The 15,485-nt window shown below is 48.6% G+C and carries 18 protein-coding genes; 11 read left to right on the top strand and 7 right to left on the bottom strand.

Annotated features, from left to right (window positions below):
* The first annotated feature begins 49 nt into the window (after window positions 1-49).
* From BM101_RS13995 to BM101_RS02060, 7 genes are all read left to right on the top strand, one after another.
* Window positions 50-214, top strand: a complete 165-nt coding sequence (locus BM101_RS13995) for a hypothetical protein (protein ID WP_177194326.1) — start codon at window positions 50-52, stop codon at window positions 212-214.
* Between the two features lie 98 nt (window positions 215-312).
* A complete protein-coding gene (locus tag BM101_RS02095; RefSeq protein WP_143084408.1) occupies window positions 313-501 on the top strand; it encodes a hypothetical protein in 189 nt (62 codons plus the stop codon).
* Window positions 502-613: 112 nt separating this feature from the next.
* Window positions 614-1,399, top strand: coding sequence for a threonine/serine exporter family protein (locus tag BM101_RS02090; RefSeq protein ID WP_087029959.1), 786 nt, complete (start codon window positions 614-616; stop codon window positions 1,397-1,399).
* A complete protein-coding gene (locus tag BM101_RS02085) occupies window positions 1,396-1,860 on the top strand; it encodes a threonine/serine exporter family protein (protein WP_087029962.1) in 465 nt (154 codons plus the stop codon). The genes BM101_RS02090 and BM101_RS02085 overlap by 4 nt, the downstream gene beginning before the upstream one ends.
* Window positions 1,861-1,968: 108 nt before the next feature.
* The gene (locus BM101_RS02080) at window positions 1,969-2,589 is read left to right on the top strand and encodes a YrrS family protein (protein WP_087029964.1); all 621 of its coding nucleotides are present in this window, start codon (window positions 1,969-1,971) and stop codon (window positions 2,587-2,589) included.
* 1,371 nt (window positions 2,590-3,960) lie between these two features.
* The gene (locus BM101_RS02065) at window positions 3,961-4,737 is read left to right on the top strand and encodes an IclR family transcriptional regulator (RefSeq protein ID WP_087029969.1); all 777 of its coding nucleotides are present in this window, start codon (window positions 3,961-3,963) and stop codon (window positions 4,735-4,737) included.
* Between the two features lie 336 nt (window positions 4,738-5,073).
* A complete protein-coding gene (locus BM101_RS02060; protein ID WP_087029972.1) occupies window positions 5,074-6,078 on the top strand; it encodes a sugar kinase in 1,005 nt (334 codons plus the stop codon).
* 100 nt (window positions 6,079-6,178) lie between these two features.
* Here BM101_RS02060 and BM101_RS02055 read toward each other — a convergent pair whose 3' ends face one another.
* From BM101_RS02055 to aroE, 7 genes are all read right to left on the bottom strand, one after another.
* Entirely contained in the window at window positions 6,179-6,403 is a 225-nt protein-coding gene (locus BM101_RS02055; RefSeq protein ID WP_087029975.1) for a hypothetical protein, read from the bottom strand.
* 22 nt (window positions 6,404-6,425) lie between these two features.
* Window positions 6,426-6,869: a GNAT family N-acetyltransferase gene (locus BM101_RS02050; RefSeq protein WP_087029977.1), complete on the bottom strand. Its 444-nt coding sequence runs from the start codon at window positions 6,867-6,869 to the stop codon at window positions 6,426-6,428.
* Window positions 6,866-7,603 (bottom strand): hypothetical protein, encoded by a 738-nt coding sequence (locus tag BM101_RS02045; protein ID WP_087029980.1) that lies wholly within the window; start codon window positions 7,601-7,603, stop codon window positions 6,866-6,868. Before BM101_RS02045 ends, BM101_RS02050 begins: the two co-directional genes overlap by 4 nt.
* 85 nt (window positions 7,604-7,688) lie before the next feature.
* Window positions 7,689-7,892 (bottom strand): hypothetical protein, encoded by a 204-nt coding sequence (locus BM101_RS02040; RefSeq protein ID WP_087029983.1) that lies wholly within the window; start codon window positions 7,890-7,892, stop codon window positions 7,689-7,691.
* Between the two features lie 321 nt (window positions 7,893-8,213).
* Entirely contained in the window at window positions 8,214-9,083 is an 870-nt protein-coding gene (locus tag BM101_RS02035; RefSeq protein WP_245825557.1) for a prephenate dehydrogenase, read from the bottom strand.
* Window positions 9,084-9,085: 2 nt separating this feature from the next.
* A complete protein-coding gene (locus BM101_RS02030; protein WP_177194325.1) occupies window positions 9,086-9,592 on the bottom strand; it encodes a shikimate kinase in 507 nt (168 codons plus the stop codon).
* Between the two features lie 18 nt (window positions 9,593-9,610).
* A complete protein-coding gene (gene aroE, locus BM101_RS02025; protein WP_087029992.1) occupies window positions 9,611-10,423 on the bottom strand; it encodes a shikimate dehydrogenase in 813 nt (270 codons plus the stop codon).
* A gap of 477 nt (window positions 10,424-10,900) precedes the next feature.
* Here aroE and aroF point away from each other — a divergent pair, with 477 nt between their 5' ends.
* Genes aroF through aroC form a run of 4 tightly spaced genes read left to right on the top strand, consistent with a single transcriptional unit; the run spans window position 10,901 to window position 15,464 of the window.
* Window positions 10,901-11,926, top strand: a complete 1,026-nt coding sequence (aroF, locus tag BM101_RS02020; protein ID WP_087029994.1) for a 3-deoxy-7-phosphoheptulonate synthase — start codon at window positions 10,901-10,903, stop codon at window positions 11,924-11,926.
* A 48-nt stretch (window positions 11,927-11,974) separates the two neighbouring features.
* Complete coding sequence (gene aroB, locus BM101_RS02015) at window positions 11,975-13,045, top strand: 3-dehydroquinate synthase (protein ID WP_087029997.1); 1,071 nt, start codon at window positions 11,975-11,977, stop codon at window positions 13,043-13,045.
* Window positions 13,046-13,080: 35 nt separating this feature from the next.
* On the top strand, window positions 13,081-14,370 hold the full coding sequence (gene aroA / locus BM101_RS02010; protein ID WP_087029999.1) for a 3-phosphoshikimate 1-carboxyvinyltransferase: 1,290 nt from the start codon (window positions 13,081-13,083) through the stop codon (window positions 14,368-14,370).
* Entirely contained in the window at window positions 14,367-15,464 is a 1,098-nt protein-coding gene (gene aroC, locus BM101_RS02005) for a chorismate synthase (RefSeq protein WP_087030002.1), read from the top strand. Before aroA ends, aroC begins: the two co-directional genes overlap by 4 nt.
* Window positions 15,465-15,485: the final 21 nt, after the last annotated feature.

Raw genomic sequence — 15,485 nt, 5'->3', positions numbered from 1 at the left:
GAGTCAACAAAAAAATTGATTTTCACTTATCTCGGGGCGGTTAGCTTAGGTGGTAGACCAAGTCATCGGCATGATCGCAACCGGAATAATCGAAGAGCGCATCAATGAACTGCAGGCCCAAAAAAGGGAACTGATCGATTCCGTCACACAGTCCGGCGGGGAATCCATCACGGCGTTCAGCGAAGCGGGATTGATGAAGCTGTTGGATCTCTGAAGTCACTCCTTTCCGGAAGGATGGCAAAATACTTTACTTTTGCTTGCGGAAGGATTATGCTTTTCCAAAATAAAGTTTCTGAAGGAGTGAATACGCATATGGCATTGAATACGAACGTACCGGCTACCTTTTCCGGCGATGAAGCTGTGCTGCGCATCAGCGATGATTTCGACATTGTCTTCCCCGATCTGACCAACACAGAAAAAGCCTACGAAAAATTGGAAGAATTCATGGAATTGCCGGAAACTGCAAAGATCGTTGACGACAGTGACGATAAGAAAAAATAAATTTCACAAAAAGAAGCATTCTGCATAAAAGAATGCTTCTTTTTGTGAAAACTTATTAGGCAGAATGAGCTATAATGGACAGTGATTGTGTTCGATACGAGAGGAGCCGTTTATGACTAATAAACCCAATCCTGAAATGGATTATGAATTATATATGGATACCGCCGTTTTGGCCGGCAAAATCATGCTGGAAAGCAACGCGGAATCCTACCGTGTGGAAGATACGGTCACAAGGATCCTCCATAAGACCGGTCTCGAGATGGCCGATACCTTGGCCATGACGACGGGTCTGGTCGCTTCGCTGGACAGCCCGAACATGCACGCCATCACCGTCGTGAAACGAATTACCGAACGTTCCACAAACCTCAATAAAATTTCAAAAGTGAATGCGGTATCGCGGGATTTCATCGATGACAAGCTGTCCCTCGATGAGGCCTATCATGCCCTGCAGCACATCGATGAAATCCAGTACAATGAACGGCTGCAGGATTTCGCCATCATCGGCTTCATCCAATCGTTCATCTTCCTGATGGGCGGGACCTTTAATGACTTTTTGTTGACGCTGCCGGTCAGCACGGCGGTAGCCATCATTTTGCGTCTCGGAAGGAAATGGCGCGTACGTCCGTTCATCCAGAATATGCTATCCAGCTTTACGGTTGCGCTTGTGGCTACCATTCTGATGAGGGTTGCACCTTTTGCCGTGCAAAGCGACCTGATCATCATCAGTGCCATCATGCCATTGCTTCCGGGAACCGCGCTGACGAACGGTATCCGGGATACGTTCCGCGGGGACTACATGTCCGGCTCAGCCAAAGTTTTAGAGGCCTTCGTCATTGCCTTGTTCATCGCAATCGGCATCGGTTCAGGACTGATCGTGGGAGGGGAGATTTTCGGATGACAAATATCATCGTTCAAATGGCGATCGCCTATGTTTCGGTTTGGTTCATCGCCATAACGCTGGAATCGCCGAAGAGGACCTTGCCTTTCGTATCGTTGACGGGAGCGTTGGGTTGGGGCGTCTATCTGATCGGTTTGTTTTACATGAGCAAGGTGACGGCAACCCTGTTCGCCGGCCTTTTCATCGCGTGGTTGTCGCATCTTTTGGCCCGCAAGCTGAAGACGCCGGTTACGGTTTATTTCATCCCGGGCTTCATCCCTTTAGTTCCGGGAATGGGTGTCTATCAGGTTGTCTATGCTTTCATCCGCAATGATTACGTAACGGCGCAAGCCAGCCTAGTCGAGACGCTGCAAATCTCTGGCGCCATCGCGTTGGCGATCTTCTTCGTGGACAGCGTATTTGGCGTGTTGGAAAGGATCAGGGCGGCAAAAGAAAGGGAAGCACGGCTAAAAGGGAAATGAGGGAACGGTAGCCTTGGCACCACCCTGACACATAGTTGTAAAAGGAATTTAAACCTGCCGTATTGTAAATGTGATAAACTGGTGTAAATTCAGAAGGGAAGTATACATATGTCCGAGAATAATCCTAAACAGACACGTAAAGACCTTTATAAAAACAATAAACGAAATAAGCTATATGTTGCGTTGGCGATCGTAGGGGGAGTCCTGCTCAGCTTCGTTTTACTTTATCAGTTCTTCTACGGTTCCGGTGAGGAAGCACCTGCCTCCTTGGCGACGAAAGGCCAAACAAATGAACAAAGCGTAAGCAGCACCAAGTCCAGCGCCGCATCCGACTCTTCCAAGTCGAAAAACAGCAAGAAGGATAGCACCGCTGCGGACAGTTCAGCTAAGAAAACGGAGACTAAGGCAGTTGCTTCTACAGATAGCAATGTCGAAAAAGCTTATACCGGCGATTGGGCGCCCGTCGGAACGACCCAAACGGGGGAACATGTAACCAATTATGACGACGGTTCCGCAGACCGAACGGAGATCAAACAAGCGACAGCAGCGGCGACGGGCATCAACGCCTCTGAAATGGTAGAATGGTGGGTCGGAAACGCCGGTGACCAACAAGTCACGACGACTGTTTCCGACAAAGCCAAAGCAAAAATTGACCGCGTCACCCTATCCTGGATCGATGGAAAAGGATGGCAAGTCACGCAGATCGAAGAACTAAAAGAAATTCCATGATGATGTTGGGATAGAAGGGGCTGCCTCATTTTTCGAGGCAGCCCTAAATTTTTACACTTTTCCCACAAGGTTTGGATACCAGAACGCCATCTCCGCTGAAGGAGGCGTTCGCCGGAGAACGGGGATCTCCTGGGTACCCAGCTCCGGCGAGGGAAATGTTGGCCGGAGCAGACTTTTTTCCGGGCATCCGAACTCCGGCGAAGCCTAGCCGACCGGAGGTGACATTTTTTTGGATTCTCTGCTCCGGCGGTACTCCGGTTCAGCGGAGCAGAGCGCCATCTCCGACCAAGGAAGCGTTCGCCGGGGAACTGGGATCTTCCGGGTACCCAGCTCCGGCGAGGGAAATGTTGGCCGGAGCAGACTTTTTTCCGGGAATCCGAACTCCGGCGAAGCCTAGCTGACCGGAGGTAACATTTTTTTTGGAATCTCTGCTCCGGCGGGACTCCGGTTCACCGGAGCAGAGCGCCATCTCCGCTGAAGGAAGCATTCGCCGGAGAACGGGGATTTCCCGGGTACCCAGCTCCGGCGAGGAAAATGTTGGCCGGAGCAGACTTTTTTCCGGGCATCCGAACTCCGGCGAAGCCTAGCTGACCGGAGGTAACATTTTTTTTGAGTCTCTGCTCCGGCGGCACTCCGGTTCATCGGAGCAGAGCGTCATCTCCGACCAAGGAAGCATTCGCCGGAGAACGGGGATTTCCCGGGTACCCAGCTCCGGCGAGGAGAATGTTGGCCGGAGCAGACTTTTTTCCGGGCATCCGAACTCCGGCGAAGCCTAGCCGACCGGAGGTAACATTTTTTTTGGAATCTCTGCTCCGGCGGGACTCCGGTTCACCGGAGCAGAGCGCCATCTCCGCTGAAGGAAGCATTCGCCGGAGAACGGGGATTTCCCGGGTACCCAGCTCCGGCGAGGGAAATGTTGGCCGGAGCAGACTTTTTTCCGGGCATCTGAACTCCGGCGAAGCCTAGCCGACCGGAGGATACATTTTTTTGGAGTCTCTGCTCCGGCGGTACTCCGGTTCATCGGAGCAGAGCGCCATCTCCGACCAAGGAAGCATTCGCCGGAGAACGGGGATCTCCCGGGTCCCCAGCTCCGGCGAGGAAAATGTCGGCCGGAGCAGACTTTTCTCCGGGCAGCCGAACTCCGGCGAAGCCTAGCCGACCGGAGGATACATTTTTTTTGAGTCTCTGCTCCGGCGGCACTCCGGTTCACCGGAGGAAACTTGTTTCCGGGTATTTCCTGAGCTACTTGCTTCCCTAGGCATTTTGCCTTATTTTTTTTCGGATTGCCTATTCGGAAATTTAACTGTACGGAATTCGGAATCTCGTGTAAACTATTTCCATATAGGAAATAAATGAAATCGGGTGAATAGCATGGCAGAAGAGAAAAAACCATACGGGACAGTGCTGATAAAGGCGGCAAAAATTATCGACTTTCTATCGGATAGTCGTGAAGGGCAAACGTTGACTGCCATTGCAGCGAATACGGGTCTGTCAAGTCCAACGGCATTAAAAATATTGGATACCTTGCTGTTGATCGGCTATGCCGAAAAAGATGAACAGAATAAAATTTTCACGTTGGGAACGGCGCTTATCCGCCATGCGAACAACCATTTGGCCGGCTTGGATATCATCAAAGTCACCGATCCCTATTTGAAAAATTTGCAGGCTAGCCTGGACGAAACGGTCCATTTGGGCATCCTGGATAAGGATGAGATATTGTACGTCAATAAACTGGAAACGCAAAAGGCGATCGCCAACATCAATTCCCGGATCGGAAACACGAATCATCTGTATAGTTCGGCTATGGGCAAGGCTTTGTTGGCCGAGTTTGACGAGGAGGCGTTGGCGGCTTATCTGAAGCGCGTCGAACTGGTCGCGGATACGCCAAAGACCATTACGGATGTCAACATCCTGCAGCAGCAGATTGCGAAGGTAAAAGAAGATGGCTATGCAACGGATGACGAAGAAAGCGATTTGGACGTCATCTGCATCGGTGCCGCTTTGGTAGTGAACGGGAAAATTTTTGGAGCGTTCAGCGTCAGCACGCCGAAATATCGTTTTGAGAAAGAACAGACGATTGCAAAAGTTTTGGAAACAAAAAGACAGTTGTTAGCCGAATTGAAGCGATTGAATCCGTTCAACCATTGATAGTCATGGATATCTATAGAAAAAATAGGGGACAGGCAAAACACGCCGGTCTCCTATTTTTTTGCACAGGAAAAGAACGCGTTTTCCTGAAAATGTGAACAAACTATTTCATTAGAGTTGCCTAATTGAAATCAGTCCGTTTTTTATCGTATTAACCGTTGAAAAAGGTTTCATTTGAACGTATAATGAAATTAGTTATTTCCTAAACGAAAACAATATTTCTTATTTGGAAATTATAAGGTAGAGCGAATGCGAATACGCACCTTTTTTAACGGGCGATGGAAACGCGTTCAAATATTTTTGGCATAAAAAGATAATCGAGGAGCGTGTGATAGGATGAGTAAAATTTTGACATTGGGTGAAATCATGTTGCGTCTTTCAACAGATCCAGGGACGTTGATGACCTATTCTACAAACTTTACAGGGCATTACGGCGGAGGGGAAGCGAATGTCGGCATCAGTTTGGCCAACTTTGGCCACGACGTGGAATTCGCCAGCAAAGTGCCAGCCAATCCCTTAGGCGTTGCCGTGCGCAAGCATCTAAAGAGCTATGGTGTGGATACGTCTCTATTGAGTAAAGGCGGGGAACGCCTCGGGACCTATTATTTGGAGAGCGGTGTAGGGGAACGGGCGGCATCCGTCGTCTACGACCGTGCCTACTCCAGTTTTTCAAGCATGCAAGAATTGGAATGGTCTTTCGATCAGTTATTTGACGATGTGAAACTGTTCCACATTTCCGGAGTGACGGCTGCCTTATCGAAGAATTGGGCCGATTGGACGGTCGCATTGGTGAAGGAAGCGAAAAATAGAGGCATCAAAGTCAGCTATGACATCAATTACCGTGCGAAATTATGGACACAGGCCGAATGCGGCGCGTTATTGGACCAAGTATTGCCTATGGTGGATTATCTGTCCGCCGGTAAATTGGATGCTTTGTATTTGATGGGCATCGCGGAAAACACCAGCGAAAAAGACGATATGACCTATTACTATGATAAGATGTCCGAGAAATTCCCGAACATCGAAGTGATCTATTCCACCATTCGTCAAGTGCATTCCGCCAGCCACAATGTTCTTCAGGGGACGATGTGGAAGGACGGGGAAACGACTTATTCCAACGTCCATACCATCACGCCGATCGTTGACCGCGTAGGCGGGGGCGATGCCTATGCAGCCGGCATCCTTCACGGGATTTTAGCAGGCTTCACAGCGGAACACACCGTCGACTTTGCGATTGCGGCATCCAGCATGAAGCACACCATCAACGGGGACTGCAACCAATTCTCTGAAGAAGAAGTAGAGGACTTCATGAATTCGGAATCGGGCGCAATCAAGCGATAAGCAGAGGGATGGCCTCATTTCCCTAGTAAGATATGATGGTAATAGAAAAAGTTGCGGACGCAAAAGCGTCCGCAACTTTTTTGTGTATAGCCAACAGTTTTTAGATGAATTCGCTGTCGTATTGGATCTCCATCAGTTTCATTTCGTTGAAACTGACTTGATCCAAAGATTTGAAAGCCAAAAGCAGATTGAAATCTTCTCTCGCATCGGGATCGTTTGCGCCCCAAATGATGTTGTGTGCGGCTTCGTCATCGTCCAGGTCCTCCGCAAAATCGACCATGCTTGCACGCCATTGGATGTAGGCTTCGTATTGTCCAGGTTTCATGTTGTTCGCTCCTTATCTATCATCATTTCATAATATAGATCATTTCGATCTCACGTTTGTCCAAATCGGTTGAACGCTTCATAAACCCGGCTGTTTCCAAGGTGTCGCGTCCGCGTTGGTTTCCGATGGCGACGTTCGCTTGAACCAATTGGCAGTCGAACTGTTCTTCGATCCATTCGACTATCCTGCGAGTGCCATCGGAGCCGAAGCCCTTGGATTGAAAAGTTTGCCCGATCATGATTTGTTGGAGGGTCATGATTGCCGTGTTTTTTTCACGCCGTACAAAAGCAAGGCCGACCAGCGTCTCGTTATCATAAAGTGCAAGCGGGAACAGGTTTTGGGGATCGACATAGGCCCATGCAATCATTTCAGCGTTGGGTAAAACATACTTGCGTTGCCAATCATCCACAACCAGATGGATGGCTTCGTCAATGTTGGCCAGTGATAGGTTTTGGATATGGATCATTTTGTTCTCCTTTTTTTCTTAGTATTATTCTTTCTCTCCTTCGTTTCATCTTGGGAAATGACGATAAGATAGCCTTCCAGCCATCCGATGTCCTTCTTCAGGGAAATATAGCCCAGAGTGGCGACGATGGCCGCGGCGGTGCAGTTGACGATCAGGTCGCCCATCGTATCCACAAGCGCTGCTTGTCCTACCAGTAAAGTGCCATCGGCCGTCATAAATTTTTGGGCGTTTTGGCCGAGATAGGTATCCGCAAAAAATTCGTAAAATTCCCAAAAGACGCCAATGGTTGTCGCCAAACAAAAGGAAAAAAGAGAGGAGAGCAAAGGCGTCAGCTTCAGCTCTTCATTGCCGTTCTGTTGCAGATTGGCGATGACGGAAAAACCGAGGACCCCTACTAAAGCGGCGCTCAGGGCATGCTGAATTTTGTCCCAATCGGTGATGGTATTATAGAAACCGCCAATGCTGCCCAGCAAAAGCGCCATATACAGAAAGATGGCATAAAGGAAGCTGATTCTTTGCGGCAACAGGATGGAGGTTCGTTTCCTTAATACGGTAGGGAATTGCAGGGCAATCAGCCCAAAACCGGCCTGCACGAATCTCAGGAAATGCTCCGATTGTTTTGGTGTCCCGTTTGTCTGAATGATCTGAAATAATTCATAGCCAGTGATTAGGATGAAACTTGCATAGATAAAAATGATGATGTAATAACTTATTTTTTTAATCGTTTCCCGCATGATGATCTGCCAGCTCTCTGTTTATTTTTTGCCGTTCCGCCAATGACAAACCTTTCCTTCATTTTAATTCACTATGTGGGGATGGTCAACCAAGGGCATTCCGGAAGGGACGTTCTTTTGGCTGTGGTTGAACAAAGCCGATAAAAGTAGCGAAGAACGGATCAGCAAAAGGGCGGATCTGTTCCGTATTTTCGATTGCTGGATCGAGGGAGCGCGGCGGGTTATTTGGCGCAGATAATGTCGGGAAAACCTTCCGAAAAGTCAACGACGGTTTTTTTGATTGTTCCATCGCGAAAATAACCTTCCGTGGAGCCTTCGACAGGTTATTCCGTGGAGAAAACTGTATTTTAACCCCGCCTAACCGTTTTCGGCGGGGTATTCCCCGGAAAACCACAATCCTCCGCAGCCAACAAAAATAAAGAGAGTGAGACAAAAAGCGTTTAGACCCGAATCACTGGAGCGAATAAGCGGAGGATGGTCGCAGACCGTCTGAGCATTATTCGTGAAGTGACTTCAGGTCTGCTTTTTGGAACACGTTTACGATTAATTGTTAGGAAATGCGAAGGAGGCTAGGACCTATGTCCCAGCCTCCTTATGGATTCAAGTGAATTTATTTATCCAATTGTTCTCTGCGTTTTGTCGATTTGATGAAGAGTTCCTTCAAAGCTGCGCTATCATCCGTTTTGATCGCATTTTTGATGAGGTCCAGCTGGTCCTCGAATTGTTGGATGCTCTTCAGCAGGGGTTCCTTGTTTTCCAGGAACAGTTCACTCCACAGATCCTCATTGATGTTGGCGATCCGCGTCAATTCCCGGTAGCTGTCGCCGGTGAATTTTCCGGTTTCGCGGCCTTCGACGTCGCTGTTCACCAAGGAAACCGCAATCGCATGCGGCAACTGGCTCGTAAAGGCAATCAGCTCATCATGGTAGTCGGCGGAAATGCGGGTGATCCGGCCGAATCCCATTTCCATGATCAAACTTTCCATGAAGTCCAAATTTTCCTTTTTGTTGGAAGGGATAGGGGTCAAAATGTAATTTGCCCCTTTGTAGACCGAGCTGCTGGCAAAATCGATGCCGCGTTTTTCGCGACCGGCCATCGGATGGCCAAAGATAAAATCAATCGAATTGGGCAGGACTTCCATGATATCGGCGATGAAGAATTTCTTGACGCCGGTCGCATCCGTCAAAATCGAGCCATCTTTGAAAAAGGTGCGGTGGTTTACGATGAAATCATGGACCAGGCGGGGATACAGCGAAAAAATGACCAGGTCGGAAGTCGGCAAAATGGTTTTCCCGTCCGTGTATCCTTCCTTGATGATCCGTTGAGCCTTGGCCTTATCCAACGTGTTTTGGTCTATGTCGATTCCGTAAATATTGTGGTAACCGGCCTCCTGCAAGGACATGGCGAACGAACCGCCGATGACGCCCAGACCGACTATCGTGATGGTCATATCTTTGTTTGGGGTCTTAATGGGAATCACCTTCATTCGTTATTTTGTGCTGCATGTTGTTGCGCAATCGCTGCAACGATTTCCTCTAAAGGCTTGTCATTGCGGATGACGATGTCGGCCGCCGCGTTGTAGAGGGCTTCTCTTTCAGCTTTTAAAGAGTAGATCTTTTTCAAACCATCTTTCAACAAAGGACGGTTCGAAATTTGGATATCGTGGGTGATATCTTCGACCGGACGATCGATATAATAGATGGTCCCATTTTTCTTCAACGCTTCAATGTTCTCGTTTCTTTTCACGACGCCGCCACCGGTACTGATGACGGTGTCCTCCAAAAGGGCGATTTCCTTGTACGCCTCCGCTTCGATGGCGCGGAAAGATTCTTCACCTGCTTCGAAAAGCTCTGGTATGGTTTTCCCGGTCCGCTCCTCGATATAACAATCGGAATCGATAAAAGGGAAGCCCAGTGCCTCGCTTAATAACTTGCCAAGAGTCGTCTTGCCTGCACCCGGCAGCCCGATCAGAACGATATTTTTACCCAAACTCTTCACCTGCTTCTCTCATGATGACGTTATTTTTTCATAAATTGCCTGATTTATTTTTGGTTCAAATGCTTGTTCCAACCAAATTTCTTCCGATTTGATGGCTTGATGCACGAGCATCTTCAGCCCATCGCACGTTTTTAGGCCGGCTGCTTCCGCTAAACGCAAAAACTCTGTTTGCCGCGGATTATAGATCAGATCAACGGCCGATTTGAAGTTGCGGATGATTTCGACCGGAACGGGACTGATGCCGATTTTATCCGGGAACATGCCGAGCGGCGTCGTATTGATGATCAGCTCTCCTGTGACGGATCCGACTTCATCATAGCCCTTCAGCTGGATGCGCGGATCATCAGGGACGTCCGTCAGTTCGCCTTTTTTACGTGAAACAATGATAATATTTTTGACGCCATGATCCAACAGGTACAGGACAACCGCTTTTGCGGATCCGCCGAATCCCAGGACCATCGCGGTTTGATTTTTGACAAGAACACCACTTGATTCCAACATGGTTCCGAAACCGTAATAATCCGTATTTGCGCCGTAAAGCTTGCCATCCTTCACCGTAATCGTATTTACGGCACCGATCCTCAGGGCTTCGGGTGTGATGTCATCCATATAAGGGATGACGGTTTGTTTGTATGGAATGGTGACGTTGACGCCTGTCAACTGCAGGACACGGATGCCTGCAATAGCGCTTTCGATATCATCCGGAGCGATCTCAAAATGTTTATAGGCAGCGGGCAGGCCGATCAGCTTATAAAATTCCGTATGAATTCTCTCGGAAAAGCTGTGGCTTAAATGCTCGCCAAATAATCCAAAAAATTGCATTTTTTTCACTCCTTTTAGCAAAGTGTAGTTGATGGGGCATTAAATTTCAAGATAAAAATTAAATTAAAAAATAATTAAAAAAAGACTTGATTAGATGAGAGTATTTGCTATAATAGTGGAAATCGATTGTTTATGGTGCTCATTCGGGCAGAAGATGCGATCGCTTGGATACAAAAAATGATACAAAAGAGAAGAGGTCCAATTGATGAACTCACTGAACATTATGAATCATTTGCAAACAAACTTTTATTTTACATACTTTACATTCTGGGGCTTCTTTTTTAGCGCTGGCTATTTTGTTTGCGAAAAACTTCATAGGGTGAATATGAGACTACATCATGGATGTAAAGATTAAGATGTCAAGCAAATCAACGGGACATCGGAATTTTTGGATACGAAGCTTCAAAACGGTGCTCATATAAAAATGAGCGCCGTTTTTTTTTAAAGCATGAGAAAACAAAACAGGGGGAACACAATATGATCATCATCTTAAAGAAAAACGCAAAACAAGAGGAAATCAATGAACTGACAAAACGTTTGACGGATAAGGGCGTCATCGTCAGCCCGGTAGTGGGCGAAAACATGACCATTTTGGGCTTGGTAGGCGACACGACGAAAGTGTCGATGGACAGCATCCAACAACACCATATCGTCGAACGCGTCTTGAAGGTGCAAGAACCTTACAAGAAAGCCAATCGCAAGTTCCATCCGGATGATACAGTTGTTGAAATCGATGGTCAACGCATCGGGAACGGCTACTTCGGTGTGATTGCAGGCCCTTGTTCCGTTGAAGGGGAAGAACAGATCATCAATATTGCCCGCCGCGCGAAAGCTGCCGGCGCAAACTTCTTGCGTGGCGGAGCGTTCAAACCGCGGACCTCGCCATACAGCTTCCAAGGTTTGGAATTGGAAGGGCTGCGCTTATTGAAATTGGCGAAAGAAGCGACCGGCCTGCCGATCGTAACGGAGTTGATGTCCACGAAATTCGTCGATGAGTTCGAGGCAGATGTCGATCTTATCCAAATCGGTGCCAGAAACATGCAGAACTTCGATCTATTGAAGGAAGTCGGCAAGACAAAGACACCAGTGCTATTGAAACGTGGTTTGTCGGCAACCTATGAAGAATGGTTGATGTCGGCGGAATACATCATGTCCGAAGGGAATGAGAACGTCATTCTATGCGAACGCGGCATCCGTACTTTTGAGTCGGAAACGCGTAATACGTTGGATATTCAAGCTGTACCGGTTATCCAAAAGCTTTCCCACTTGCCGATCATCATCGATCCAAGCCATGCGGGCGGTTCTTCTTACCTGGTACCATCGATGTCCAAAGCGGCAGTCATGTCCGGCGCAAACGGTTTGATGATCGAAATCCATCATGACCCTGAGAACGCATGGAGTGATGGCCAACAATGTTTGAACCCGGACGAGTTCGATCAATTGATGGCTACCGTAAAACAACTGATTGCCATTGAAGGGAAACACTTGGATAAGGTAGAATAAGGATAGAAATCTTTTTGTCTGGTCTCGATCTAAGTGAGGAGTGGAAAAATGTCAGAGTTACAAGTGGGTCTTGGAAACAACAGCTACACTATCGTTATTGAAAATGGATTGCGCCATCGTTTGCCTGAAGAAATCAAAAAAATCTATAGCGGCAGCAAAATCGCCATCGTCACCGATAACAATGTCGGCATGTATTATGGAAGCCAATTGGAGTCCGGATTGCAGGCGGCTGGTTATGAAACGGTCCTGATTACGTTGCCTGCGGGGGAACATACGAAAGATTTTATGGTCCTTCCCCGCATTTACGATCAATTATTGGATTTCCAGTTGACGCGCGATGAGCTGATCATTGCCTTGGGCGGCGGCGTCATCGGCGATGTCACAGGGTTTGCGGCATCCAGTTATTTGCGCGGTGTCCCGTTCATCCAAATTCCGACGTCATTGTTGGCGCAGGTTGACAGCAGCATCGGCGGAAAAGTGGGCGTGGATCTAGCGAGAGGGAAAAACTTGGTGGGAGCCTTCTACCAACCCAAGAAAGTATTCATCGATCCGCAAATGCTGGACACTTTGCCGGACCATTATTTCCGTGATGGCATGGGCGAAGTCATCAAATATGGCTGCATCAAAAATGCGGCATTCTTCGATTTTTTGAAGACGATGCACACAAGGGAAGAATTGATGCTTCATATAGAGGACATCCTCTATACCTGTTGCGATATCAAACGGAGAGTAGTCGAAACGGATGAAAAAGATACCGGGGAACGGATGCTGCTGAACTTCGGGCACACCATCGGGCATGCGCTCGAAACCTACACAGATTATTCCAAGTACTCCCATGGCGAAGCCATCACGATCGGCATGGTGGCGATCACCCGTCTTTCCGAAAAAAAGGGCATCACCAAACCGGGCACGGCCGATGAAATCGAAGCATTGGCAAAACAAATCGGACTGCCGACCGAATTCCAGGTCGGCGAGTGGGACAGTTTCCTGGCCATCATGACCCTGGATAAGAAGAACCTGGGCGATCATCTAAAGGTCATTCTGCTGAAAGAAATCGGCGAGAGCATCATCCAGAACGAATCCATTTCATTTTTTGATGATTTAGAAAGAATAGTATAGAAGAGAATATAGAAAAAAGAAACGGGAGGAATAAAATGGATTTGACAATTTTACCCCAAAAACTCTCGGGTTCAGTCACTGTGCCGCCTTCAAAAAGTTTGGCGCATCGTGCAGTGATCTGTGCAGCCCTTTCCGACGGCAGTTGTAAAATCGATAATATCGCCCTGTCGGATGATATTATCGCGACGACCGAGGCAATGAAAACTTTTGGTGCAACCATCGAACAGGACGGCAGTACGTTGACCATCCATGGAGCAGGACGCAATGTAAAGAGGACCGGCGATGCCGCCAGCTCCGAGGAACGCGTCATCGATTGCAATGAATCAGGCTCGACGCTTCGTTTCATTGTTCCGATCGCAACCTTGTTTGCCGGCGTCAGCCGTTTTGTCGGGAGAGGGAATTTAGGCAAGCGCCCGTTGACCATCTATTACGATATTTTTGAGGAACAAGGCATTTCTTATCAGGCGACAGAAGATGAATTGAATCTGACGGTCGATGGGATGCTGAAGCCGGGACACTTTTCGTTCCCGGGCAATGTGAGTTCCCAATTCATCACCGGTCTGCTGTTCACGTTGCCTTTGTTGGCGGGAGACTCCGTGATCACGATCACGACGCCTTTGGAATCGGTCGGCTACATCGATTTGACGCTGCAGGTCATGAAAGACTTCGGCGTGGACATCGAAAATCAGGGGAATCAAAAGTTCATCATCAAAGGGAATCAAAGCTATCATGCGACGGATTACCGCATTGAAGGCGACTACTCTCAAGCGGCCTTTTTCCTTTGTGCCGACGCCTTGGGGAATGCTGTTCAGGTCGAAGACCTATCAAAAGATTCGTTGCAGGGTGACCGGGCAGTGGTCTCCATTCTGGAGGCGATGGGCGTCACTTTCCAACAAGTGGACACAGGGATGATCGGTACGGCCAACGAAGGCCTTCACGGTACGCTGATCGATGCAGCCCAATGTCCGGATATCATCCCGGTGGTGGCATTGACGGCTTGCCTGAGCGAAGGCAGAACCGAAATCATCAACGCCGGCAGATTGCGGATCAAAGAATGTGATCGCTTGGAGGCGACCGCCAGCCAACTCAAAAAATTGGGAGCGGATATCCAGGAACTTCCGGAGGGCTTGCTGATCAATGGTATCAAATCATTGAAAGGCGGCGAACGGGTCTGGAGTTTCAAAGACCACCGCATCGCCATGATGCTGGCCATTGCGGCTACGGTGTGCGAAGAACCGATCACTGTTACGGATGCGGAATGCGTATCAAAATCGTACCCCAATTTTTGGGAAGATTATCAATCAATAGGGGGCAAGATTCAATGAGCGATGTATGGGGAAATAAATTGAAAGTGTCCATTTTTGGCGAATCACACGGCGCCGCTATCGGCATCGTCATCGACGGTCTGCCACCAGGACATGAAATCGATATGGAAAACGTGGCAAAAGAAATGAAGAGACGGGCGCCCGGCCAAAGCGCCTTGACGACGCCGCGCAAAGAAAAAGACCAACCGGAAATAGTGAGCGGTTATTTCAATGATCGCACGACCGGGAGTTCCTTGACTGCAATCATCCGCAACAGCGACACCCGTTCCAAGGACTACAGCCTAATGAAAAAACTGATGCGTCCGGGCCAAGCGGATTATCCGGGCTATGTCCGCTACGAAGGGTTCAACGACTATCGCGGGAGTGGGCATTTTTCTGGAAGGATCACAGCACCGCTTGTTTTTGCGGGTGCCATCGCGAAGCAACTGTTGGAAAAACAGGGCATCACGATTGGAGCGCATCTCAAGAGTGTGGCAAATATCCAAGACGAAAGTTTCTCGGATTGCGAAGTGACGCCGGACCTGCTGAGAGGGTTTTCGGAAAAAGAACTGCCTTTGCTGAACGAAGCGCTGGAACCGCAAGTGAGAGAGATCATCCGTGAAGCGAAAGCGAAAGGCGATTCCTTAGGCGGAACGGCAGAAGTCTGCGTGTTGGGCATCCCAGCCGGAATTGGGAATCCGTTCTTTGATTCCGTGGAATCGGTCCTATCCCACATCATCTTCTCCGTGCCAGCCGTCAAGGGGTTGGAATTCGGGGCAGGTTTCGGCATTTCCGAAATGCTCGGATCCGAAGCGAACGATTCCTACTATTATGAGGGGGACACCATCAAAACGCGCACCAATCATAACGGCGGCATCGTAGGCGGGATCACCGATGGCATGCCGATTTTGTTCAAGGTAGCCATCAAACCACCGGCGTCCATTTCCATCAAACAGCAAACCATCGACATCGAAGAAAAAACCAATGCCGAATTGGTAGTGGAAGGAAGACATGACCCGATCATCGTGCCGCGCGCGATTCCGGTATTGGAAGCCGTGACCGCCATCGCGATTTTGGACTTGTTGTTGGACTCCAAATTGTACAAAAACCAATAATTTTTGCTGAGGAGTGGAAAC

This window comes from Trichococcus palustris, from assembly GCF_900114465.1.
In the GTDB taxonomy this organism is placed as follows: Bacteria; Bacillota; Bacilli; order Lactobacillales; family Aerococcaceae; genus Trichococcus; species Trichococcus palustris.
Note: the sequence above shows the minus strand (reverse complement) of the source record. Positions and strands in the feature narration are given on the sequence as shown.